Raw genomic sequence first — 23,315 nt, 5'->3', positions numbered from 1 at the left:
GGTCAACCGTTGTTTCTTACTCCTATTTCAGAAACAATTTTCGTAGAGGATCTTTCACTTTGCAGGGTCTTGCCGAACTTCCACTATCATCGGCTCGCTGAAAAGAATGACAAAATGCTTTTCTGTTCTACTCTTCGTCATCACCAGGAATGATCGAAATATCGATCGCCTGTGTATCAAATGCAGTCATTGGTGCTTCCATGATGCCTGTGTCTGAGTTTACATCAGTTTGATTTTCATTGTCAAGTTGTTTTGCTAAAACTTCTTTGATCACTTCATGACTATCTGACACATAGCTTGAGAAAGGTTGTAAAATTTCATCCCATTCTGGACTTTTTACTTGTTCTAATTGAGATTCTAACATCAAGCTGATTCGTTGGTGGAAAACTCGTGTTTTTTTCTTTAAGTCTTCTGTTTCAACTGCTAGCTGTTTTGCTTTTTCAGTTGCATCTGTTAGGATTTGTCTTGCTTTTTCTTCCGCATCTGTCGTTAATTGGTGCGCACGTTTTTCAGCCGTAGCCACTAATTCATCCGCTTTGTTTTGAGCAGATGTCACGATTACTTCGGACTCTTTACTTGCACTTGTTTTAACTTTATCCGCTGTGTCTTGTGCCACGATGATTGACTGATTCAATGCATCTTTTAGTTCATTGAAATATTCTAATTTTTCTTCTGAATGTTTCACTGCTTTTTCAAGTTCACGGTTTCGTTGCGTGATTTCTTCATAGTCACGAACAACTAAATCTAAGAAATCATCTACTTCGTCTTGATTGTATCCCCGCATTTTTGTGGGGAATGTTTTGTTTTGGATATCTAATGGAGTTAAAGCCATGTGTAAACCACCTTTTTGTTTTATTTACGTAATACACCAAATAATACCCTGTATTTTTCTTTTTTGGTTTTTCCTTCAAGTTCTTGAATTTGGATTCGACCAAATCCTCTGATCGAAACGATATCTAATAACTCAAGTAAAAAATCAGGGCGTGTATTTTCTGTCCAATTTACTTTTACTTTTCCAGACTCAATCAGCTGCTTCGAACGCTGTCTGGAAATATTATAAATCTCCGAGATCACGCTGTCTAGTCTCAATGAAGTCACTGTACCTCTTTCTTGTGTCCAACCATCTTTTGGCACAAGTAATTCCGTATACTTGATTGGCTCCATCCGAACAGAGACTTTGCCGATTTTTGTTACTTGCGTTGCTACAAACTGTTCAACTTCTCTTGCAATGAACACTTGCCAGCGATCACCATCAGAAATGATATCACCAAAGTAAGCTCGTTTGATACCTGTACCAACCAATGTACCTAATACTTTTCCATGAGTCAAACTAGCAAACTTACTCGGATAATGGATTTCATAAAGTGACACCTCAAAATCTTCGTCAGTAGGCTCATAATAGTCAGGAAAAATCAAACATCGCTTCCGTTCTGCTTGCTCATAACCGCCATAAAATGAAAAGTGTAATTCACTATCTTGACGGATCAGCGTCTCTAGTATATAGGATTGTCTTGGATCAAGAAAGTCAGTAAGATAAGGTGCATATTGCCCTTGTACCTGTTCGATCCAATCACCTACTGAATCGATGAAAGAACGTTCATCTGCACGGAAATGCTGATAAACATTAGCGTCCATATTTTCCCCTCCTATCAGCTACTCCTTTGATCGTTTTAATAAATTGCCATGACTATCCATAAAACGATATGTTGAAGACCTTGTACTGCTAAGTTTAAAATCAAGATCGCAGCTAGAATCGTAAAATCAATTCCACCAAATCGAAGTGGAAGCCGATCAAATAACTGGATATACGGTTCACAGATTTTTGCTAAAAAGCGACCAATCCCTGATTGATATCCTCCTGGAAACCAGGATAAAAGTGCATAAACCATTAACAAAAGACTGTAAAAGTAGGCTGCTCGTCCTAGCAGATTAAGTAATATAAAAATAATATAAATTGTCGTTCCTCCTCTTATAGGTCAAATAGGTTCACGTCTGCAAAAGATTGTGCTGTTGAACTATCGATTTCCATTCCAGTTGGCGTGCATAGAAAAATCTCGTCACCTACTCGCTTAATGTCACCATCTAATGCATAGACAGTGCCAGTTAAAAAATCAACGATTCTTCTCGCTTGTTTTTCTTCTACTAAATGGAAATTTACTAATGTTGCTTCACCAGCAATGATTCGTTTGGCAATAGCCATTGCTTCAGAATAAGCTCGTGGTTCCATGACCGTAATTTTTCCAGCTAAATTTGTTTTAGGTGTAAAAGAAGTTTTTGCTGTTTCTTCTTTACGTGTTTTTTTAGCTGGTGTTTGATGTAATTCAATCACTTTTTTTGTTTCATTTGCCGCTACACTTTCACGAGCAACAGGACGTGTTGTTTGTTGCGCACGTGGCTTTGAGACAGCTCTTGGCTGGCTCATTTGAGATTGTGTTGGCTGTATTGGTTTCTTTTTTGTTGTAGGCTGTGCTACAGCCGGCTTAGATGTTTCAGGATACTCCTCGTACTCTTCCTCATCAGCTAATCCGAAAAAATTAGCAATCGCACCTCTATTTAAAAGTGGCATTATTGTTCCTCCTCGTCTTTGAATAGCGCTGTTCCTACACGGATGAATGTGGCACCTTCTTCGATTGCCAGTTGAAAGTCCTGACTCATTCCCATGCTTAATTCCGTACATGGTGCATGAGAAAAACCTTTCGAATGAACAAGATCACGCAATTCTTTCAGCGTTCCAAATACTTTGCGAATTTGTTTAGCAGAAGCCTCTTTAGGTGCCATCGTCATTAAACCAACAACCTTTATTTTAGACAAAGCAACTAAAGATTCGATAAAAGGAACCAGCTCTTCTGGCGAAAAACCATGTTTGGATGCTTCACCAGATACATTCACTTCCACAAAACAATCGAGGGGTTTTGTTGCCCTTTTTTGTATTTCTTCTGCTAATTTCAAACTGTCTAATGCGTGAAAGCAATCAATTTCATTTATAATCAATTTTACCTTTCTACGCTGCAAATTACCAATTAAATGCCACTTTACATCAGGATAATTAACTAAATCTTGTTTTTTTTGTAACAATTTATCTACGCGGTTTTCTGCGCAGTTTTTTACACCCTGTTCAATCAATTTTTCTGCCGTAGCAGAATCCACTGATTTGGTGACAGCGACTAGTGTGACTTCTTTCGGATCACGATGAACAAGAGCACACGAGTCCTGAATCTCTTGCTCGATTTTTAGCAAGTTGTCAGCAATCATGTGCTCTTCCTCCTTTATTTTTTACGACGGAAAAATGGTGGTGTACTTAATTCATCGTCACCTTTTGCTTTTGTTTCTTCACGATTGAATGTATCAAATTCTTTTTTTTCGATAGGTTCAAAATTCGTTTCTTCAACTCTAGGACGGACATTTTGTTCACGTCTGATGTCCCAGTCACCAAAACTGCTATTTTCTTCTTCAGCAGAGATTGGTTTTGCTTGATCCATATCTAAAACTGTTTTTTGAGTAGATGATTGCATTTGTGTTTGTCTAGCCGGACGACTAGACTTGCGTTCCTTTTTTGATTCGTCGATACCCGTTGCAATAACCGTTACACGGATTTCATCGCCCATTTCTTCATTGATTGATGTACCTAGAATGATGTTAACATCGCCTGTAGCAGCATTTGCTACGATATCTGAAGCATCTTGAGCTTCAAATAAAGTCATGTCTAATCCACCAGTGATGTTAAGCAAGACTTGCTCAGCTCCATCGATTGATGTTTCAAGAAGTGGAGAAGAAATAGCTTTCTTCGTTGCTTCGATCACACGTTCTTCACCGCTTGCTACACCGATACCCATTAACGCTGTTCCTTGGTTTTCCATAACAGTTTTCACATCAGCAAAGTCAAGGTTAACGTAACCTGGGGCTGTAATCAAATCTGAGATCCCTTGAACCCCTTGACGTAATACATTATCAGCTTCACGGAAAGCTTCTAACATTGGTGTTTTCTTGTCAACTACTTCAAGAAGACGGTTGTTTGAGATAATCAATAATGTATCGACGTTTTCTTTCAAACGTGCGATACCTTCAGCAGCAAATCTGCCACGTTTTGGTCCTTCAAAAGTGAATGGTCGAGTTACGACACCGACAGTTAAAGCACCAAGTTCTTTAGCAATTCCTGCTACGATTGGAGCAGCACCTGTACCAGTTCCGCCTCCCATACCTGCAGTAATGAAAATCATGTCAGCGCCATCTAAGGCTTCGCGTAAAGCTTGTTCACTTTCTTCGGCAGCTTTTTGACCAACTTCTGGTTGAGAGCCTGCACCTAGTCCGCGTGTATATTTAGGTCCTAATTGGATAACTGTTTCAGCTTTTGAATTTTTCAATGCTTGGACATCTGTGTTGGCAGTGATGAACTCAACACCTTTTACATTTTCTTCAATCATACGGTTAACAGCATTTCCACCGCCGCCACCGACACCGATGACTTTGATTACTGCGCCGTCATTGATATTATTATCAATTGAGAATTCCATATTATATTCCTCCCAGGATGAATTAATCAAAAATTTTTGAAAAGAAACCTTTAATTTTAGTTGTTACATCTTCGTCTGATTTCTTTTGTTCAGGTTCGTCGTAGACCGTTTCTTCTGGAACATCATAGCTATCATTATCATATGATGTCACTTCTTGTTCTACAGTTGTGTGATGCGCGACCACTGTTTCACCTGTCACAGCAATTTTAGCCAATTGATAGACTTCACTCAAGTTAGCTGAGTAATCCACGATGCTGATTACATTAGTAAAGACTGGATTACGAAGTCCCATTTGGTTAGGTACATATAGCTTAACATTCACACCAAAAATCTCTTGTGCCAGATCAACAACACCTGGAAGGCTTGCAGCACCACCAGTTAGTACGATACCACCAGGTAACTCTAGTGCTTCGATTTGGTCTAACGCTTCTTTGGCTTTATTGAAAATCTGTTCCATACGGGCTGAAATCACTTCTGATAAATAGCGTTCATCCACTTTGACAGGTTCAGATTGACCGATCACATCTACTGGAAACTCTTCATTTGCAGAAGTACGTTCTGGATAAGCATCCCCATAATTGATTTTTAACGCTTCAGCATTATTGAATGACGTATTCAACACAATCGAGATATCTTTTGTGACGAACTCGCCACCTTCTTGATCTAGACTAGTGAACTTCAATTGTTTGTCATGCATAACAGCTGTTGTCGTTTGTCCACCGCCCATATCAATCACGATCGTTCCAAAATCTTTTTCTCCATCTGAAAGGATTGTTTCTGTTAAAGCTAATGGTGTAATGACTAATTCATTGACAACCAATCCTGCATTTTCTACACATTTACGGATATTATGAACAATCGTCTTTGGCCCAGTAAATAACAAGCCATACATTTCTAATCTGACACCGATCATTCCACGAGGATCTTTGATTCCTTCGAATCCATCAACGGTAAAGTCTTGTGGCAAAATTGATACGATTTGACGTTCAGGAGGAATTGAACGAACAAGGGCAGCTGAAGCCACGTTTCTGACATCTTCATCGGTGATTTCTTTCGAATCCCCGTTTACTGCAATCATTCCTTGGCAATTTTCCACTTCAAGCAAGTTTGCTGGTAGACCAACACTAACCCCTTTGATCTGTATTCCTGCTTTTTCTTCTGCTTGTCTTACTGCTCGTTGTATCGCTTGGACCGTTTTATCGATATCAACGATAATGCCGCGGTTAATCCCTTCTGATTTTGCGTTTCCTACTCCAATAATATTCATTTGGCTGTCGATATATTCAGCCACGACAACTTTGACAGATGTCGTTCCAATATCAAGGCCTACATACATTCCTGTTTTTGCCATGAACGGGATTCCCTCCTACTTACTATTCCATATACAAGCGAACAACTAACGTCCGTTTTTAAATATACTTTAATAGATATATTCACTGCCTTCAATTCTACCATAAATTACCGGTTTTTAGAAAGTAGATTATCACTTTTTAAAGCTGTTTTATTAATTTTCGGTTAAATCTGAAGACGATGAACTTGAATTGTCATCGATTTGGCTAGATTCACTTGTATTCTCTGACTGACCTGCTTGATTTGACTCAACTGATTCCGAAGATTGGTCTGACTGATCACTTGATGCTCCCGATTGTCCTGGGAGATTTTCGGTAGAACTTGTCTGCACAGATGAATCTGTTGCTTCGCCATTCTCCTTCTTGCTTTCACTGTAAGGATAAGAGAAAATCCCTACCTCCATATCAATGACGCCCTTTTCCTTCATCTCTTTAGCGACTTGTGGATAATATTTCATTTGACTGGCTAGATTTTGAATATTGACGATCACTTGGTTCCCATCATTCATATTTAGTTGGATCAAATTTTTATTGCTCTCTTTTGGTGTATATTTGATTTCTGAAATTGCTTTTTGTAATTCTGAAGTTAATTGATTATATTCTTTAACCAATTGACTAATTTTGGCGTTATCTGTGAAATTCTCTAGAATTGGTAAATTCTTAGTCGGATTTGCTACTTTTTCCTTTAAGACTTTCCCATTTTCGATTACTGGAAAATATTCGCCGTCCTTCATCACTAAAGCAATCTCTTTGTATTCTTTGATAGCCAACTCAAAAGTATTGATTGACTTAAAATGTAATTGTGCGCTCTCTACTCTTGGCTGTTCTTTTTTCAATGTATCAAGATATTGGTTTTTATGGAAATACTGACTCCAAACATTTCCATCAATTGCCAAATGAGAGTCGGCAATGGCTGTTTGACTCGTAATCATTTGGTTCCCTGAAACTGTTATCCCTTGCAGTCGACTATAAGGGGAAACATAATAAATCAAAAAAATCAGTGGGATCGTTAGGATTGAAATAATAAAAGTCAGTCTTCGATAAAGAACTTTATTTCGTTGATTTTTCAGATTCGGTAGCCGATTTAAAAAAGAGCCATTATAAGGACTACCAATTTTTGGCTGTTCAATTTTTTCAAATGGCTCAGAGTCCCCTTTTTTCATTGGATCAGAAGCGGTTGCTTCTTGCTTCTCACCTTCCGCTGAGTCTGCTTCTTTAGTAGCGGAAGTGGATGCTGCCGGCTCATTTGTATTTTCATTTTTTTCTTCTTTTTGCTCTTCTTTTTGTTCTTCCTTTTTTTCGTGTTCTGCCAAATATTTCCGGTTGGCCTTTTGCCAAGGAGTTAGATTTTGTTCACCCTCAGATTCATTTGGCAGCTTGTCTGGCTTTTTTTTCTTACTCACTAAGACCACACCACCTTTATTTTTGAATTAATGATTTTACTAGCTCGTACATTCTTTCTGATGCGTCTGGGATTCCTTGCTGTTTAGAAGCTAAAGACATTTGTTTTTGTAATTGATCATTGGTCATGATCTCTTCAATCGCTTGTTTTAGGGAACGTCCATCTAATTCGTCATCTTTGATCATCTTCGCTGCATTGTTTTTGACTAAGCTCATTGCATTTTTTGTCTGATGGTCATTCGTCACATAAGGACTTGGAATTAGAATAGCTGGCAAACCTAAAGCTGTTAATTCAGCAATCGAAGTCGCACCTGCTCTACCAACCAATAGATCGCTTGATGCCATTACTTCTGCCATTTTATTGATATAAGGCTGTATGCTGACATTGGCACAAGCAGGAACTTTCGTTTGGATATCTTTATAATAGCGTTCGCCTGAGGCATACAGAACCTGGTATTCCTGATCGAACGACATTAAAAATTCTGTCACTGCTTGATTGATTTTTAAAGCCCCTTGACTACCACCAAAAATCAAGACTGTTTTTTTCTCTGGATCAAGTCCATAAGTTGCTAAAATTTTCGATTTATCCATATCCGCAACTTCTTGCGCCCGAGGATTACCGATCAAAGACGATTTTTCTGCAGGAAAAAATGGAGCAGCATCTTCAAAAGAAAGTGCGATTCGATCCACATAGCGACTTAAAAATTTATTGGTGATGCCAGGCACACTATTTTGTTCATGGATGATCGTAGGAATCGCTAACTTAGATGCCGCATAGACTACTGCACCCGACACGTAGCCCCCAGTCCCAATCACCACATCTGGTTTAAATTCTTTTAAAATTTTTTTTGCTTCTCGAATACTTTTTAAAAAAAGTTGGATAGTCTTCAGATTATGTAGCGAAAGTTTTCGCTGAAATCCTTGTATTTCTAGCGTACGAAAAGGCATCCCGGTCTCAGGAACAATCTTATTTTCTAAGCCTCTTTGCGCTCCAACGTACATAAACTCAGTATTCGGCTCTTTTGTTTTTACATAATTGACGAAGGCTAGTGCTGGATAAATATGCCCGCCAGTTCCGCCACCAGTAACCAAAATTTTCATTCATTCTCGCTCGTTTCTACTTTTGTATAGTTAGTTTATTGACAGCTTCCATAAACCGTTCGCCTCTAATTTCAAAATTAGGGTATTGATCCCAACTTGCATTTGCTGGTGACAATAAGATCGAATCACCCTCTTCACTCAATTCAAGGGCGATCGGTACAGCGGCTTCTGCGTTTTCAGCTGTCTTGATCACAGGGATACCTGCTTTCTTGCCCGCATCTGCTAATCTATTTTGAGTTTCCCCAAAAGTGATCAACGCTTTGATGCCTTTTAAAGCTGGTATCAACTCATCAAATGAATTTCCCCGATCCAGACCTCCAGCGATTAATACTAATTGATCTAACTGAAAACCACTTAATGCCATTTTAGTAGCTAAAATATTAGTTGCTTTTGAATCGTTATAAAACTTCCTTCCTTGAAATTCCCCCACATACTGTGTACGATGCGGTACTCCATGGAAATGGTGTAAAGCATTTTTGATCGCTTCATTTGAGATACCATATAATTTAGCAACTGAGATGGCAGCTAGTGCGTTCTCAACATTGTGTGAACCAGGAACACCCAATTCTGTAATGTCCATGATTTGTTCTTGGTTATAGTAGATACTACCATCTAAAGAATAGGCACCTTTAGGTAGTTTTTGTTCCGTCGCAAAAGGCAACACCGTTGCTTTAGTCTTTTTACTGAGTTCTCTTAGCTCTTCTTGATTCCAATTCAAGATCAAATAATCTTTCTCTGTCATATTCTGTTGTAAATGCCATTTTGCTTTTACATATTCTTTTCTCGTTTTGTGGTAATCGATATGAGCCTCATAAATATTGGTTACTACTGCTACATGGGGACGAAAATCAGTGATTCCCATCAATTGGAAACTAGATAGTTCCATAACGATTTTATCGTCAGCTGTTGCTTCTTGCGCCACACTACTAGCTGGATAACCGATATTTCCGGCTAGGCGAGCTGTTCCTGGCAAATCACCAGCGTTCAATAACAAGCCTGTCATAGTTGTTGTTGTTGTTTTACCATTCGTTCCTGTAATCCCAATAATCGGACATTCCGCTACCTCGTAAGCTAATTCCACTTCCGTAATTACCGGAATACCCAGTTCTTGTGCTTTTTGAACAAATGGATGACTATACGGAATCCCCGGATTTTTCACCATCAAAGAAAATTCTTCATCCAATAATTCAATTGGATGGCTTCCAGCAATCACTTTGACTCCCAGTGATAGCAACTCTTGTGCTTCTGGATTTTCATCAAACGGCTTTCCGTCATTAACAGTGACAAGTGCGCCCAACTCATGTAACAGTTTGGCCGCACTAAATCCACTTTTCGCTAATCCAAGAACAAGGACTTTTTTGTTTTCATATGTTGAAATTTTTTTCATTTCCTGTCATCTCCTACCAAATGAACCATAGTGTTATTAAAGAAGTTACAATACTTACTAACCAAAAAATGATGTCGATCTTCCATTCCGACCAACCACACATTTCAAAATGATGATGGATAGGAGACATTTTGAAGATACGTTTTCCTGTTAATTTGAAAGAAGTAACTTGAAGCATCACACTTGCTGTCTCCATAACATAAATCAAACCAACTAATAACAATGTCCACTCTTGGTTTAGCATAATAGAAATTGCTGCCAATAATCCACCTAATGCCAGAGAACCAACATCGCCCATGAATATTTTGGCTGGTTTACGATTATAAGCAAAAAAGCCAAGTAACCCACCAAGCACACTTAAACAAATAACTAAGACATCATATTGTTGCTGATGCCAAGCAATGATCCCGTACGTTGCAAAAGAGATCGTTCCTAGTCCAGCGACTAATCCGTCAATCCCATCTGTCAGATTAACCGCGTTTGAAAAACCAACAAGCCAGAAAATAGCAAATACCCCATAGAATAGTCCAAGTGGCAACTCTATGCCAAAGAAATTTAACGTACCAGGATAGCCTTCTGAACGATAGACAAGATAAAAAATGATCCCGCCAATGATCTGCCCTAGCAGTTTTTGTTTAGAGTTTAGCCCCATGTTTCGTTTTTTAAAGATTTTAATGAAATCATCTAAAAATCCGATCACACCATATAAAGCTAAAACAAATAGTAGGATGAAAAGAGTAGGCGTCAACTGATTTTGCCAAGCGCCAACCCAAATTCCGGTTAATATTGCTGCAACTAAAAACACCAATCCACCCATCGTTGGAGTTCCGGCTTTTACATTATGCCATTTTGGTCCTTCTTCACGAATCGCTTGCCCTTGTTTTTTCATTTGAAAATACCCAATAAATAGTGGCATTGCTGCAATAGTCATTGCACAACTACTAACGATAGGAATCAATGCTTGTGTCCACTCCATACTCTTTTTCTCTCCCAATTCTATTCTTATTCTTCTAATGTAAAACTTAATTTTTTATCAGTGATTTTTTCATAGGGTGCTAAACTTTGCTCCTTACAGTAACCATCGCCATGGAAGGTGACTTCAACCCCTAAGATTTTCCCTAACTTCATAATATCTGCTTTGGACCAATCGGTGACATCAGGCATTAGCTTTTCTCCGCCTGTATACAAGATCAGTTTTTCGCCAGAAATCAATTGATCACCATTTGCAGTAGATTGTTTCTTCACTTTTTTCCCATCACCTACAACGATAGGTTGCAATCCACTTTTCTGTGCATCTGCTGCGGCAACGTCAGCACTTAGATTACGGTAATCTGCTACAGTGATTTTTTCTGTTTTTGCTTCTGGTGAATTTTCTTCTTCACTTTCTTGGAAGTCCATCGCACGTTTCATCAATGGATTAGCGATTTTAGCTAAAGCCATTCGATCGTAAGTCTTAGGATGTTTCATCGTAATGTATAAAACATACTCTGGATCTTCAGATGGAACCATTTCGACGATGGAATATAAGTACGCTGTATCGCCAGTTTGGTACCCACCTTTATCAGAAGCAATCTGTGCCGTACCAGTTTTAGCTGAAACATTATAACCCGGCACACTATATACCCCATATGCACTACCGTAATTTTCGCTTTCAACTACGTCACGCATATATTCTCGTACTTTTTCGGTCGTTTCTTTTGAAAATGGTTGCCCTAAAACTTCCGTTTGCGTTGTACGCTCTTCATTCGTTGCAGGATCTACAACTTTACTGATGTAGCGTGGTTGGATCATTGTTCCATTATTTGCGACGGAAGTGAAAGCTTTCATCATTTGGAAATTTGTAACACCAATCGCTTGCCCATAAGAACTCATTGCGCGGTCAACGATATTTTCTGTTGGCAAAGCACCATTTACTTCATCATCTAAACCTGAATGAGTACTTTGACCAAAACCTAATTTTTGTAGGTAGTTGTACCAAGTACCGCCCATTCGTTGCTCTAGCATTACCATCCCAACATTACTTGACCAAGATAACGCTTGTCGCATCGTAAGAACTCCTTTTGCTCCAAAATCGTGGTCGTTGATCGTCGCATCAGCAACTTTTATTTTCCCAGATTGGTACGTTTCATTCTCATTGAATTTCCCTTCTTGGATCGCTGCTGCAGTCGTGAAGACTTTCATAGTTGAACCAGGCTCATAGCTATCTTGCACTAAGAAATTACGCCAAACAGCATCCTTGCCGGTTAAGCCTTCCATCGTTTCAGGATTAAAAGTAGGTCGTTGACCCATTGCTAGAATTTCTCCAGTTTTCGCTTTCATCAACATGGCTGTTAATTCTTCTGGCTGGTATTCTTCATTCACTTGATCCATAAGCGTTTCAAGATAACTTTGTAAACGACTATCCAACGACGTATAGATATCTTGTCCGTCAACTGCTTTCACTTCTTCTGCCACTGTTCCTGGTAGAGGATTTTGGTAGTTGTCTTTTTGGTAAACGATCTTCCCATTTTTACCACTTAAAATATCATTATAAGCAGCTTCTAGTCCGAGCTTTCCAACTAAGCCATTTTCATTTTTATCTGGAACAGCATAGCCGATAAAGTGGGAAGCAAATTCGCCGTTAGGATACATCCGTGCGGGATGATCTTCAAAATACAGACCGACTACTCCTGCTTTCTTCATATCGTCTTCTATATTCTGTTTGGTCTCTTGACTGATATTTTTTCCATAAGAACCAAATTCAACTTGATATAGATTATTTTTGGCGCCATCTTTTAAGATTTGTAAGGCATCGTTCTTTTCTATAGAGAGATTTTTATTTAGTATCTCGGCGATTTTGTCAAAGTTCTTTTCTTCGGCATACAATTTTTTGTCACCAGAAGTATAAGTTTTTGAAAGGATTGCTTTGATTGAGTAAGAAGTGGCATCTTCTGCCAAAGCGACCCCATTCCGATCATAGATCGTTCCTCGTTTTGCTTTTACGACCTCGCTCCCTTTGTAAAGTTGTTCGGTCTTTTCTGCCAAAGAGGTTCCTGCCACGTGACCACCGATCACGATATAAGAAAAACGAACGGCAAATAAAAAGAACAATCCAATACTCGTAGCAAATAAAATGATACCTACTTTTTTGCGATTGTTCGTCGGATTTAGATTTTTCTTTTCCATAAACCGCCGGAATTTATTTTTAAGACTCATTTACTTCACTTTCCTTAAATTGTCGTCATTGATTGACAACCCTTTTTCTTCTGCGATTTTTTTGATTCGTTCAGTACGTGATAATTCATTTTTTTCCTGTACTAAACTAGTTTTTTCTTGGTTTTTTTGAGTGATTTCTGTTTGAATCGTTGTGATTGCTTTTTCGACACCACTGATATTTGTTCGTAACATGACTGTTAAGACACATAGTGCGATCACTGAAAAAATAATACTTACTACTGCTAATTTTTCTAAAACAGAAATATGTTTTAGGCGTTTAGCCGGTGATTGAGGGCGTACGATTTCTTGATTTGAATCTGGCAATTGTTGTTCTGGTTGATCAACCACTTCTGGTAAATCATATGGATATTCTTGGACTTTTTTTAATTCTGCCATTACGCTACTCCTCTTTCACTCGTATTTTTTCAGCAATCCGTAATTTTGCACTACGTGATCGATTATTTTCACTTAGTTCTTCTTCTGATGGAAGAATCGGTTTTCGATTAATCAACTTCAGCTCTGGCTGAAATTCTTCAGGAACAACCGGTAATCCGGGTGGTAAATCTTGAACGGTACTGTATTCTTTGAACATACTTTTGACAATCCGATCTTCTAATGAATGGAAGGTGATCACACTGATTCTTCCATTGATTTTTAATAGCCGAATCGCCTGTTCTAATGAAGCTTCTTCTGCACCTAATTCATCATTTACTGCAATTCTTATTGCTTGGAAAATTCGTTTAGCTGGGTGTCCACCTTTTCTTCTTGCTGGTGCAGGAATCACATCTTTAATGATTTCTACTAATTCACCAGTTGTTTGGATCGGATGGATTTTTCTAACTCGTTCAATTTCTCGAGCAATTTGTTTAGAAAATTTTTCTTCGCCATAACGAAAGAAGATTTTTACTAATTCATTATAGGAATACTCATTAACAACGTCATACGCTGACAGAGGTGCTGATTGATCCATACGCATATCCAAAGGAGCATCCTGATGATAACTAAAACCTCTTTCAGCTTCATCTAATTGTGGAGAAGATACGCCTAAATCATACAAAATACCATCGACTTGAGGAACATGCTCTTTTATCTTTGCTTCTAATTCACGAAAATTCGCTTTGATAAAAGTAACCATACCTTTTTCAATGTATGGGGCTAACCGTACTTTTGCATGATCAATGGCTTTTTGATCCTGATCGAATGCATAAAGGTGCCCGTTTGTATTTAATTGGCTCAAAAGATATTCACTATGTCCGGCACCGCCTAGTGTACAGTCTACATAAATGCCATCTGGTTTGATGTTCAAGCCATCTACCGTTTCTTTCAACATGACTGTATAGTGTTGAAATGTCTCAGTCATTAGTCAGCCTCTTCCTATTCTTATAGTCCAAAATCAATCATATTTTCAGCAATTTCATCAAAGTTTTCTGCTGCCACTTCAGAAAATTCTTGCCATCGTGCCTCATCCCAAATCTCGATTCGATTGGATACACCAATGACAACACATTCTTTCGTTAAAGCAGCGTAGTTTCTTAATGTACTGGGAATGTTGATTCGTCCTTGTTTATCTAATTCACATTCAGTGGCCGCCGAGTAAAAAAAACGCACAAAAGTTCGAGCATCTTTTTTCGCTAAAGGCATGTCGTTCAGTTTTGTTTCTAAATTCGCCCACTCTTTCATTGGATAGCCAAAAAGACAGCCATCTAATCCACGCGTGAGAACGAATTGTTCACCTAACTCTTCACGAAGTTTTGAAGGTACGATCATACGACCTTTTGTATCAATATTATGCCGAAATTCGCCCATGAACATTGAAACTACCCCCATCTCTCCACTAACTAAAATTAGTCTACCACAATCCCCCACTTTCTACCACCTTTTATGGGAAATCAGAGAATAACTTTTTTATTAGTAAAAAAAATTTTAAGAATCAAGCTGTAAAAAGTCTTTAAAAAGTCTTTTTACAGCTTGATTGGCTTTTTATCAAAGATACGAGAGAAGATTTAAGACGATTAAAACGACATAAAAACCACTTGTTAACAAGAAAGCTAAACGCCAAGTCATTTTAAGATAACGTGAATAGATAATTTCATCATAGTAATACGCCTGGAATACAGCGATACAAATCGCCATCAACAAAAGTGAAATCATAAAGAAAGGCAGGAAGGAAACTGTCGCAGAATTGCGTGACAATGCATGCATCCCTCCCCATAAAAAAGGAACGGCAAGATCAGGCGCTTTGATTTTAAAACGACGATCTAATGAAAAAATTTTCACTAAAAAATTACAGCCAAACAACACGATGGCTGGAAAGATATACCAAAATAAAACAAGTGGCGTAAAAGTGCCCATCTAACAAAACTCCCTTTCATAGTTGGTTCAAGTATACCTGATGTATTTTACACAACTATTTCATTTATTTTAAATTTATAAAGTTTTCTACTATTTTTACTTCTTAGATAAAAATCTAATCCAAATTGTATGAGTCCACTCCTTTAATACTACCTTTTTCCTGTTCCTAGCCAATCCCATTTTCCAAGCTCTTTCACTGTGTTCTATTCTGATATTCGTTATAATAGATGAAAGAGCGTATTAGGAGGTTCAAAAATGATCAAGTATTTTTCTATCGAGGATCGACAATTGGTCAATACTCAAAAAGAAACAGCAGATACGATTTGGTATTGCGTCGAACGTCCGAGTGAAGATGAAATCCAGCAAATCACACACCAATTTCAAATTCCGTCTGATTACATTACTTCTATTTTAGACGATGCTGAAAATTCACGAGAAGAAGAATTTAATCAGACCAAATTAACAAAACCAGCGTTATTATTATTGCAATACCCGTTTCCAAAAACAAGCCCAAGCGGCTATTTTCAAGTAGATACTTACCCTTTTTCTATTATTGTGACACCTAAAAAAAAGCTTATCACAATTACGAATCATGAACCACTCTTTTTGAAAAAAGTATTTAGTCAAGCTTTTGCTGAAAATGATTTACCAGCCAACTTAAATATCTTCATGCAATTATTGTGGCAAATTACTTTTTCCTACAATACTTATCTCAGCACCTTACAATCACAATGCGATGTCTTGGAAAAACAATTGCGTGTCTCAACAGAAAATAGTCAACTGTATCAAATCATGGATATCCAAAAAAGCTTGGTTTATTTCAAAGAAGCAACAACGGCTAACTTGACCACTTTAAAAACCTTAGTAAAAAACAAAACGATTCAAGAAAACCACGCTTTAAAAAATCATCTCCATGATGTGATTATTGAAACCGAACAATCACGCACTACCGCTCGAATTCAATTAAAACTAGTTGAACAAATGAATCAAACCTTTTCAGCGATTGTTTCTAATAATCTAAACAATATTATGAAAATTTTAACTTCTCTAACGATCATCTTAACGATCCCGACCATCATTGGTAGTCTATATGGAATGAATATCAAGCTTCCTATTGCAGGAAGGGACGATGCGTTTTTATGGATTATTCTACTGATGATTTTTATCAGTATCGCTACTGCTTATTATTTAAAAAAGGGAAAGTTTTTGTAACCGTCCCCTTGTGAAGAAAAGTAAAAGGAGTTAAACTAAAGACAACTAAAAAATTTCGAGGTAAAAATTATGCGCGAGAATAAACAAACAAGTACTTTTTCAAAAATCACTAAATTCGTTGTTTGGACCATGTTGATCTTAACGATTGGTTCAGTTGTCTTGACTGCAGTTATGAGTGTCATGTAAGAATGGCTTAAAAACCAATAAGTCCCGCACTTCCTAAAAAGAAGTGCGGGACTTGTTTATTACCCTGCTAGGAAAGAATGTTCGCTTGCTAATGGTTCGTTTTTTATAAGAAAGCCAAGTGTCGTTTTAGTTGCTGCCATACAAGTAGCATCTCTGAGTCAAATAACTGTTCATTCTAAGATATCCTCTTCTCTTAGAATGCTCAGGCTTCTACCTATTTTTCTATTTACTTGCTAAGCGTAATAATTCTTTGGCATGCTCGACTGTTAGTGGGGTAATTTCACTTCCAGCTAACATTCGGGCAATTTCGGTTTCTCGTTGTGTGGGTTGTAGTTCGGTAACCGATGTTTGGGTACGCCCATCAATGACTTCTTTTTGAATATAGTATTGAAAATCGGCAACTGCAGCGACTTGCGGTAGATGGGTAATACACAAAACTTGTGAGTGACATGAGATCTGTGAGATCTTATCTGCAATCGCTTGGGCAACTCGACCGCTTACTCCTGTATCCACTTCATCAAAAATGATACTAGTCACACCTTGTTCTGAAGAAAAAATAGTTTTTAACGCCAACAACATACGTGATAGTTCCCCACCCGAGGCAACTTTTACTAATGGCTTCAATGGTTCTCCAGGATTTGTGGTTATGTAAAATTCCACTTGGTCCAATCCATTAGCATCTAATTGTCCATTTTTTTCAGATGAAAAACGGACTTCAAACTCCGTGTTTTCCATATATAGACTTTTTAATTCCGTTAAGATTGATTTTTCTAGTTCTTTAGCGATTTTTTTTCTTGTTTTATGCAGTGCTAATGCTTGTTCTTGCAAGAACGTTTCTTTTTTAGTTAATTCCAGTTGCATTTTTTCTAGTTGACCTTCTGAGAAATCAGAAGAATCCAGTTCTTTAGTGATTTCTTCGTAATAATCAAGGATTGCTTCCACTGACTCCCCATATTTGCGTTTCAACTGACGAATCAATTCAAGCCGTTGATTGACTTCTTCTAATCGGTTTTCATCCAATTCCAGCAGATCGATTTGGCGACTCATGTCACCAATGGCATCTTGAAGTAAATAATAAGCACTTTGAACATTCTCAACGATTGCTTCATATTCATTATCTAGATGAGCAATGCTTTGTAGTTCAGAAACAGCTAAACCAACGTTATCCACACTACTGGGTTCTCCCGCACTCAATGCACTATAACCACTAGCAAAACTATCCACGATCTTTTGATAATTGCTTAATTTTTCTCTTTCCTCGCTTAACTGTTCTTCTTCGCCAACTTGTAAATCAGCTGCTGCGATTTCTTCTTGTTGAAAATGAAGCATGTCGATCCGTTGAACAAATGATTTTTCATTTTGTTGGACTTTCCGCATTTTTCGTTCGAGCTCACGATAGATAGCATACTCTTTTTGATATTTTTTCTTTTGTTGTTGAAAAGTACGATCACCAAAACGATCCAATAAATTTAAATGGGCTTCTGGTTGTAATAGCTCCTGGTGTTCATTTTGTCCTTGAATATCAACTAGATAACTTCCGATCCTTCTAAGGTTTGCCAGCGTAACAATATGTCCATTGACTCGGCAGACATTTTTACCCGTTAATGCCATATCACGACGAACAATCAAGTTATCACCATCTGATTCGATGCCCAGTTCTTCCATCAATTCAGTAAATCCTTCTTGACTTGGCCATTCAAACAACCCTTCTAAGATACACTTATCGGCTCCTTGGCGAATATAATCACTGGAGCCTCTACCACCAGCCAGTAATCCAAGGGCATCAATGATAATCGATTTACCTGCCCCAGTCTCGCCAGTTAGAGCTGTCATTCCTTTATGGAAAGACAAATGCAATTCCGGAATAATCGCAAAATTAGTAATACTGATCTCTTGTAACAAGGCAACCACTCCTCAACTCAAAGGTAATGTAAAAAATCCATTTTCAATGCAACTGCATCTTCTTCTGTTCGTGTGATCATCAACACATTATCGTCATCATTAATGATGGAAAACAATTCTTTTTTATATCGTTTATCAATTAAATTAGCCGCAGCAGAAGCGTTGCCTGGTAAAGTTTTTAAAATGACAAACTTTTCCATTTGATCAACAGCCACAAATGCATCTTTCAATAACTTTTCTAATTTCGTACTAACGTCTTCAGTAGTTTCTGCAGGAAGACTATAGCGATAACCTCCATCAGCTGCAGGAACTTTGATGAGTTTGAGTTCTTTGATATCTCTGGAAATCGTTGCCTGGGTCACTGAAATCCCTTTGTTTTTCAGGATCTCCACAAATTCTTCTTGTTTTCTGATATCATTTTCATTTAGTAGCCGGGTAATCAAACGATGCCGATCTTTTTTTCGCATACGTTCTTCGCTCCTTTACGTATTCTTCCTTACTATGATAGCTTATTTCAAACGCTTAATAAAGAAGAATCCGCTGTCTTCTTTATTGCTTACCCGTCATTATTTGTGGTTAAACTGGTTGTGGGCTTCTTGGACGATCTTTTCGGGCGCCACATCTGGAGATAACGTTCCTTGATCAGAAACTTTTTTCAAATGGGCTAAAAATTCAATGTTCCCCTCTCCACCGGTTATTGGCGAATAACTTAAATCTAATACATCATACCCATGCATCGCAGCAAAGTGTAAAATATCCTCAATCACTTGTACATGCGTTTGAGGGTCACGAACGATCCCATTCTTGCCAACTGCTTCTTTCCCCGCTTCAAATTGTGGTTTGATCAAAGCAATCACTTCGCCACCGTCAACTAAAATTTCGTGTAATGGCACTAACATCAAACGTAAAGAAATGAATGATACATCGATGACGGCAATCTCTGGGGTTCCTTCTTGAAAATCTTCTGGTTTGGCATAACGAAAATTCGCTCTTTCCATTACTACAACTCGTTCATCTTGTCTGATTTTCCAAGCTAATTGATTATACCCAACATCCAGAGCATAACTCATTTTTGCACCATTTTGTAAAGCCGCATCGGTAAAACCACCCGTTGATGCTCCAATATCCAATAATATTTTACCTTCTACAGATAAATCAAAGACCTTTAGTGCCTTTTCTAATTTCAATCCTCCACGAGAAACATAAGGTAATTTTTTGCCTTTGATCTGTAATTCACTACTTACAGGGATTTTTTCCCCTGGCTTATCGAAACGTTCATTTTTTTCGTTATAGATCAAACCAGCCATAACTGAACGTTTGGCTTGCTCTCTCGTTTCAAACAAGCCTTGTTTGACTGCTAAAACGTCTACGCGTTCTTTTTCCATTTTTTTCTCCATTTCTATACACTGAATTGCTGAACTAATTGACGTAAAAGTTGCCCATCAAATGAACACACCGTTTGTTCTAACTGATCAATCATTCGATTCGCCGCATCAATCTCATTTTCAAGTGCGCTTTTTGTTTCTTCGATACCTAATAAACCTGGATAAGTCGTTTTTTCCATTTTAGCATCTTTACCAGCTGTTTTACCTAATACTTCAGTCGTGCTAACCACATCGAGCAGATCATCACGGATTTGAAAAGCAAGGCCTAGATGACTGGCTAATTTTTGTAGGCTAGCTAAAACTTCCTCCGGTTGATTTGCTAAAACTCCTCCCGCTAATAAAGCGTAGTGCATCAAGCGACCAGTTTTTCTTTCGTGGATAAACATTAATTCCTCTAATGTTAATTGTTTTGTTTCTCCCTCGATATCCGCTGCTTGACCAGCAACCATCCCTTGGGTTCCCGCATTGATTGCTAATTGTTGCAGCAGTAAAAGTTTTGGTGAGTGCGCTAAATGAGCCATACTGATGAGTTGAAAGGCACCTGTCAATAACCCATCTCCTGCTAAAATAGCCAGTGCTTCCCCGTAGACTTTATGGTTTGTTGGTTTCCCGCGGCGTAGATCATCATTGTCCATTGCCGGAAGATCATCGTGAATCAACGAATACGTGTGGATCATTTCCAAAGCAGCTGCTACTTGATAAGTTGTTGTATTGATCGATTCGCCAAACGCAGCTACTGTACTAAGTAAAAGCAAAGGACGAATCCGTTTGCCTCCAGCGCGAACGGAATAAAGCATACTTTCTTTCAACTGTTCATCAGAAGTGTAGTCATTTAGAAAAGAAAAAATTTCTTCTTCTACAGAAGATAGATGGATCGTTGAAAAATCAGCCAACTTCATTATGCTTCCTCATTTCCTTCAAAAGTAACTTCTTCATTTGCCTCTGACATCATTTTCGTCAAGGTTTTTTCAGCTTTAGTTAAAGTATCTTGGCAATGCTTACTTAATTCCATTCCTCGTTTAAAAGCATCTAAAGCAGATTCTAAAGGTACATCACCTTGTTCTAATTCCATGACAATTTTTTCTAATTCTTGTAATGATTCCTCAAATGTCGGATTTTCCATATTGATCATTCTCCTTCTTCTACTTCTTGTACCGTAGCATTCACTTGTCCGTCTTGGTAATGGATCGTGATCGTATCCTCAGGCTTCATCTCTGTCACACTTTTCACGACACGACCTTCGATTGTTGTGTAATTGTATCCTCGCCCCATGATTTTCAACGGACTAAGCAAATCTAATGATTGAATCGCTTGTTGGAAACGTTGCTGCTGGCTCTGCATATATTGTTCCATTTTTTCAGCTAACCGCTTCTCTAAGTAGTCTGTTTCTTGCTTGGCAGATTTCACTCGATAAGTCGGTGCAACTTGTACCAACTGATGGTTCAAACGAACCGTTTGTTTTTCTTTCAAATGATAAATTTGTTGTGTCGCTTGGAACAAGCGCTGTTTGAACTGATCAAGCTTAATTGTTTGTCCTTCATACAGACGTTCCGGTTGACGGAAAACATATGATTGTTTTGCTCGTTCAAAACGTTCTTGTTTGCGTTGAATTTGACGCAAAAAGGCCTGTTCAAGCCTTGCTTGCCGTTCTTTCAGCTTCAACAATACTTCAGATAAAACAGGAACAGCTAATTCAGCTGCCGCCGTCGGTGTGGCTGCTCGTACATCTGCTGCTAAATCAGCAATAGTAGTATCCGTCTCATGTCCAACTGAAGAAATCACAGGTGTTCGTGCCTCAAAAATGGCACGTGCTACTCTTTCTTCATTAAATGGCCACAAGTCTTCAATCGATCCGCCGCCACGTCCAATGATCATCGTGTCGAAATCTCCCAGTTCTTCAACACGACGGATATTTTCAACGATATTGTCAGCTGCTTGATTTCCTTGCACCACCGTTGGGAATAGGACGAGTTGGGCGATGGGGTAACGTCTTTTGACAGTTGTGATGATATCTCGGATAACTGCACCGCTTGGACTGGTCAAAACTGCAATTCTTTTTGGAAAACGTGGAAGAGCTTGCTTATGTTCCGGCTTAAAAAGACCTTCTTTTCGCAATTTTTCTTTTCGTTCTTCTAATTCTTGATATAGCGCTCCTACACCATCAGGTTCCATGTGTTCAACGTAAATCTGATAAGAACCAGAAGCTTCATAAAGAGAAATCCGTCCGACAACTAATACTTTCATCCCTTCTTTAGGTTGAAAACGTAATTTTTGAAATGCACCTTTGAACATGATTGCTGAGATTTTCGCATGGTCATCTTTTAAACTAAAATATTGATGTGCATTTGCTCTCAAACGAAAATTCGAGATTTCACCTGTTAAATAGACCCTTTCAAGATAAGGGTCTACATCAAATTTCCTTTTTAAATACTTGGTTAATGTGGTTACTGTTAAATATTCTTGTGTCATCTACTCACCTGCTTCAGCAGCCAGCACGGTTTGATACATCAGCATCGTAATCGTCATAGGTCCTACTCCTTTAGGCACTGGAGTGATATAGCTTGCTAAAGGTTCTACTTCATCAAATTTTACATCACCGATCAATTTCCCATGCTCATCACGATTCATACCAACATCGATCACCACTGCGCCTGGTTTGATAAATTCCTTAGTAACAAAATGGCCTCGCCCAATCGCTACGACTAAAATATCAGCTTCTTTTGCAAGTTCAGCAAGGTTAGCCGTTTTTGAATGAGCAATCGTTACTGTAGCATCTGCCATCAATAATAATTGTGCCATTGGTTTCCCTACAATATTGCTACGTCCGATCACCAGCGCCCGCTTCCCTGCCAAATCGATATCATAAGCTGCGAACATTTTCATGATGCCATATGGCGTACAAGGAATCTTATCCGGGTTACCAGCTAATAATCGTCCTAAATTCATTGGATGAAAACCATCTACATCTTTTTTAGGATCAATTGCTAATAAGACTTTTTCTTCATCAATGTGTTTTGGCAATGGCAACTGAACAAGAATCCCGTGAAAATTTGGGTCTTGATTATATTTTTCGATTTCAGCTAACAACGTTTCTTCAGAGATCGTGCTTGGGTAACGTTCAACTTTTGAATGGATCCCGATTGATTTTGCGGAACGCTCTTTATTACGTACATAAACCTGACTGGCTGGATTTTCTCCTACTAATAAAACGACCAATCCGGGGGAGATCGATTTTGTTTTTAATTCGCTCACTTTTATCGCAATCTCTGCTTGCATTTTTTCAGCTAGTTCTTTTCCATTAATCAATTCTGCCATACGATCACTCCCAGATTTT

General features: G+C 38.3%; 25 protein-coding genes and 1 other annotated feature (1 of these 26 only partly in view). Of the genes, 2 read left to right on the top strand and 23 right to left on the bottom strand.

The annotated features are described in order from the left end of the window. Window positions 1–144, bottom strand: a binding site (T-box leader) (it extends 74 nt beyond the left edge of the window). The 16 genes from IGJ18_RS04140 to IGJ18_RS04065 all read right to left on the bottom strand — a co-directional run bounded on the left by IGJ18_RS04140 (window position 128) and on the right by IGJ18_RS04065 (window position 15,296). Beyond that, window positions 128–832 carry a DivIVA domain-containing protein gene (locus tag IGJ18_RS04140; RefSeq protein WP_010719771.1) on the bottom strand — a complete coding sequence of 235 codons (705 nt, stop codon included), beginning with the start codon at window positions 830–832 and terminating at the stop codon, window positions 128–130. Its footprint overlaps the feature before it by 17 nt. A 20-nt stretch (window positions 833–852) precedes the next feature. Continuing rightward, on the bottom strand, window positions 853–1,635 hold the full coding sequence (locus IGJ18_RS04135) for an RNA-binding protein (RefSeq protein WP_010738197.1): 783 nt from the start codon (window positions 1,633–1,635) through the stop codon (window positions 853–855). Between the two features lie 35 nt (window positions 1,636–1,670). Beyond that, the gene (locus tag IGJ18_RS04130; RefSeq protein ID WP_034686156.1) at window positions 1,671–1,940 is read right to left on the bottom strand and encodes a YggT family protein; all 270 of its coding nucleotides are present in this window, start codon (window positions 1,938–1,940) and stop codon (window positions 1,671–1,673) included. Window positions 1,941–1,969: 29 nt separating this feature from the next. Further along, window positions 1,970–2,566 (bottom strand): cell division protein SepF, encoded by a 597-nt coding sequence (locus tag IGJ18_RS04125; protein WP_010719773.1) that lies wholly within the window; start codon window positions 2,564–2,566, stop codon window positions 1,970–1,972. Continuing rightward, complete coding sequence (locus IGJ18_RS04120) at window positions 2,566–3,252, bottom strand: YggS family pyridoxal phosphate-dependent enzyme (protein WP_010719774.1); 687 nt, start codon at window positions 3,250–3,252, stop codon at window positions 2,566–2,568. Before IGJ18_RS04120 ends, IGJ18_RS04125 begins: the two co-directional genes overlap by 1 nt. A 14-nt stretch (window positions 3,253–3,266) precedes the next feature. Further along, entirely contained in the window at window positions 3,267–4,511 is a 1,245-nt protein-coding gene (ftsZ, locus tag IGJ18_RS04115) for a cell division protein FtsZ (RefSeq protein WP_010719775.1), read from the bottom strand. A 22-nt stretch (window positions 4,512–4,533) separates the two neighbouring features. Beyond that, the gene (ftsA, locus tag IGJ18_RS04110) at window positions 4,534–5,862 is read right to left on the bottom strand and encodes a cell division protein FtsA (RefSeq protein ID WP_010719776.1); all 1,329 of its coding nucleotides are present in this window, start codon (window positions 5,860–5,862) and stop codon (window positions 4,534–4,536) included. A gap of 153 nt (window positions 5,863–6,015) precedes the next feature. After that, window positions 6,016–7,263 carry a cell division protein FtsQ/DivIB gene (locus tag IGJ18_RS04105; RefSeq protein WP_438842930.1) on the bottom strand — a complete coding sequence of 416 codons (1,248 nt, stop codon included), beginning with the start codon at window positions 7,261–7,263 and terminating at the stop codon, window positions 6,016–6,018. A gap of 16 nt (window positions 7,264–7,279) precedes the next feature. Further along, the gene (gene murG, locus IGJ18_RS04100; RefSeq protein ID WP_010738199.1) at window positions 7,280–8,362 is read right to left on the bottom strand and encodes an undecaprenyldiphospho-muramoylpentapeptide beta-N-acetylglucosaminyltransferase; all 1,083 of its coding nucleotides are present in this window, start codon (window positions 8,360–8,362) and stop codon (window positions 7,280–7,282) included. Between the two features lie 16 nt (window positions 8,363–8,378). Beyond that, the gene (gene murD, locus IGJ18_RS04095; RefSeq protein WP_438842929.1) at window positions 8,379–9,749 is read right to left on the bottom strand and encodes a UDP-N-acetylmuramoyl-L-alanine--D-glutamate ligase; all 1,371 of its coding nucleotides are present in this window, start codon (window positions 9,747–9,749) and stop codon (window positions 8,379–8,381) included. Window positions 9,750–9,762: 13 nt separating this feature from the next. Beyond that, window positions 9,763–10,725, bottom strand: coding sequence for a phospho-N-acetylmuramoyl-pentapeptide-transferase (mraY, locus tag IGJ18_RS04090; RefSeq protein WP_010719780.1), 963 nt, complete (start codon window positions 10,723–10,725; stop codon window positions 9,763–9,765). 26 nt (window positions 10,726–10,751) lie between these two features. Continuing rightward, window positions 10,752–12,944: a penicillin-binding transpeptidase domain-containing protein gene (locus IGJ18_RS04085; protein WP_438842928.1), complete on the bottom strand. Its 2,193-nt coding sequence runs from the start codon at window positions 12,942–12,944 to the stop codon at window positions 10,752–10,754. After that, the gene (ftsL, locus tag IGJ18_RS04080) at window positions 12,945–13,340 is read right to left on the bottom strand and encodes a cell division protein FtsL (RefSeq protein ID WP_010719782.1); all 396 of its coding nucleotides are present in this window, start codon (window positions 13,338–13,340) and stop codon (window positions 12,945–12,947) included. It abuts the gene before it with no gap. 4 nt (window positions 13,341–13,344) lie between these two features. Then, a complete protein-coding gene (rsmH, locus tag IGJ18_RS04075; RefSeq protein ID WP_053766114.1) occupies window positions 13,345–14,304 on the bottom strand; it encodes a 16S rRNA (cytosine(1402)-N(4))-methyltransferase RsmH in 960 nt (319 codons plus the stop codon). 20 nt (window positions 14,305–14,324) lie between these two features. Beyond that, entirely contained in the window at window positions 14,325–14,756 is a 432-nt protein-coding gene (gene mraZ / locus IGJ18_RS04070; RefSeq protein WP_014834189.1) for a division/cell wall cluster transcriptional repressor MraZ, read from the bottom strand. Between the two features lie 171 nt (window positions 14,757–14,927). Continuing rightward, complete coding sequence (locus IGJ18_RS04065) at window positions 14,928–15,296, bottom strand: DUF3397 domain-containing protein (protein WP_010719785.1); 369 nt, start codon at window positions 15,294–15,296, stop codon at window positions 14,928–14,930. A gap of 255 nt (window positions 15,297–15,551) precedes the next feature. Between IGJ18_RS04065 and IGJ18_RS04060 the strand changes: the two genes are divergently transcribed. Together IGJ18_RS04060 and IGJ18_RS04055 are read left to right on the top strand one after the other, a co-directional pair. After that, complete coding sequence (locus IGJ18_RS04060) at window positions 15,552–16,508, top strand: magnesium transporter CorA family protein (protein WP_010738203.1); 957 nt, start codon at window positions 15,552–15,554, stop codon at window positions 16,506–16,508. Between the two features lie 69 nt (window positions 16,509–16,577). Further along, the gene (locus IGJ18_RS04055; protein ID WP_010719787.1) at window positions 16,578–16,694 is read left to right on the top strand and encodes a DUF4044 domain-containing protein; all 117 of its coding nucleotides are present in this window, start codon (window positions 16,578–16,580) and stop codon (window positions 16,692–16,694) included. A gap of 222 nt (window positions 16,695–16,916) precedes the next feature. On the opposite strand, the gene recN is transcribed toward IGJ18_RS04055, so the two are convergent. The 7 genes from recN to IGJ18_RS04020 form a co-directional block, all read right to left on the bottom strand. Next, window positions 16,917–18,596 carry a DNA repair protein RecN gene (gene recN / locus IGJ18_RS04050; RefSeq protein WP_010719788.1) on the bottom strand — a complete coding sequence of 560 codons (1,680 nt, stop codon included), beginning with the start codon at window positions 18,594–18,596 and terminating at the stop codon, window positions 16,917–16,919. A gap of 17 nt (window positions 18,597–18,613) precedes the next feature. Beyond that, window positions 18,614–19,063, bottom strand: coding sequence for an arginine repressor (gene argR / locus IGJ18_RS04045; RefSeq protein WP_010719789.1), 450 nt, complete (start codon window positions 19,061–19,063; stop codon window positions 18,614–18,616). Between the two features lie 99 nt (window positions 19,064–19,162). Then, window positions 19,163–19,981 (bottom strand): TlyA family RNA methyltransferase, encoded by an 819-nt coding sequence (locus tag IGJ18_RS04040; protein ID WP_010738204.1) that lies wholly within the window; start codon window positions 19,979–19,981, stop codon window positions 19,163–19,165. A 14-nt stretch (window positions 19,982–19,995) separates the two neighbouring features. After that, window positions 19,996–20,880, bottom strand: a complete 885-nt coding sequence (locus IGJ18_RS04035) for a polyprenyl synthetase family protein (RefSeq protein WP_342081567.1) — start codon at window positions 20,878–20,880, stop codon at window positions 19,996–19,998. Next, window positions 20,880–21,104: an exodeoxyribonuclease VII small subunit gene (locus IGJ18_RS04030; protein ID WP_010719792.1), complete on the bottom strand. Its 225-nt coding sequence runs from the start codon at window positions 21,102–21,104 to the stop codon at window positions 20,880–20,882. Before IGJ18_RS04030 ends, IGJ18_RS04035 begins: the two co-directional genes overlap by 1 nt. 5 nt (window positions 21,105–21,109) lie before the next feature. Then, window positions 21,110–22,450: an exodeoxyribonuclease VII large subunit gene (xseA, locus tag IGJ18_RS04025; protein WP_207427062.1), complete on the bottom strand. Its 1,341-nt coding sequence runs from the start codon at window positions 22,448–22,450 to the stop codon at window positions 21,110–21,112. Continuing rightward, window positions 22,451–23,296: a bifunctional methylenetetrahydrofolate dehydrogenase/methenyltetrahydrofolate cyclohydrolase gene (locus IGJ18_RS04020; RefSeq protein ID WP_063626747.1), complete on the bottom strand. Its 846-nt coding sequence runs from the start codon at window positions 23,294–23,296 to the stop codon at window positions 22,451–22,453. Window positions 23,297–23,315: the final 19 nt, after the last annotated feature.

Source organism: Enterococcus sp. AZ078, from assembly GCF_051714985.1.
In the GTDB taxonomy this organism is placed as follows: domain Bacteria; phylum Bacillota; class Bacilli; order Lactobacillales; family Enterococcaceae; genus Enterococcus_B; species Enterococcus_B hirae.
The sequence above is the reverse complement of the archived record's forward strand: the minus strand, read 5'-3'. Positions and strand labels throughout refer to the sequence as shown.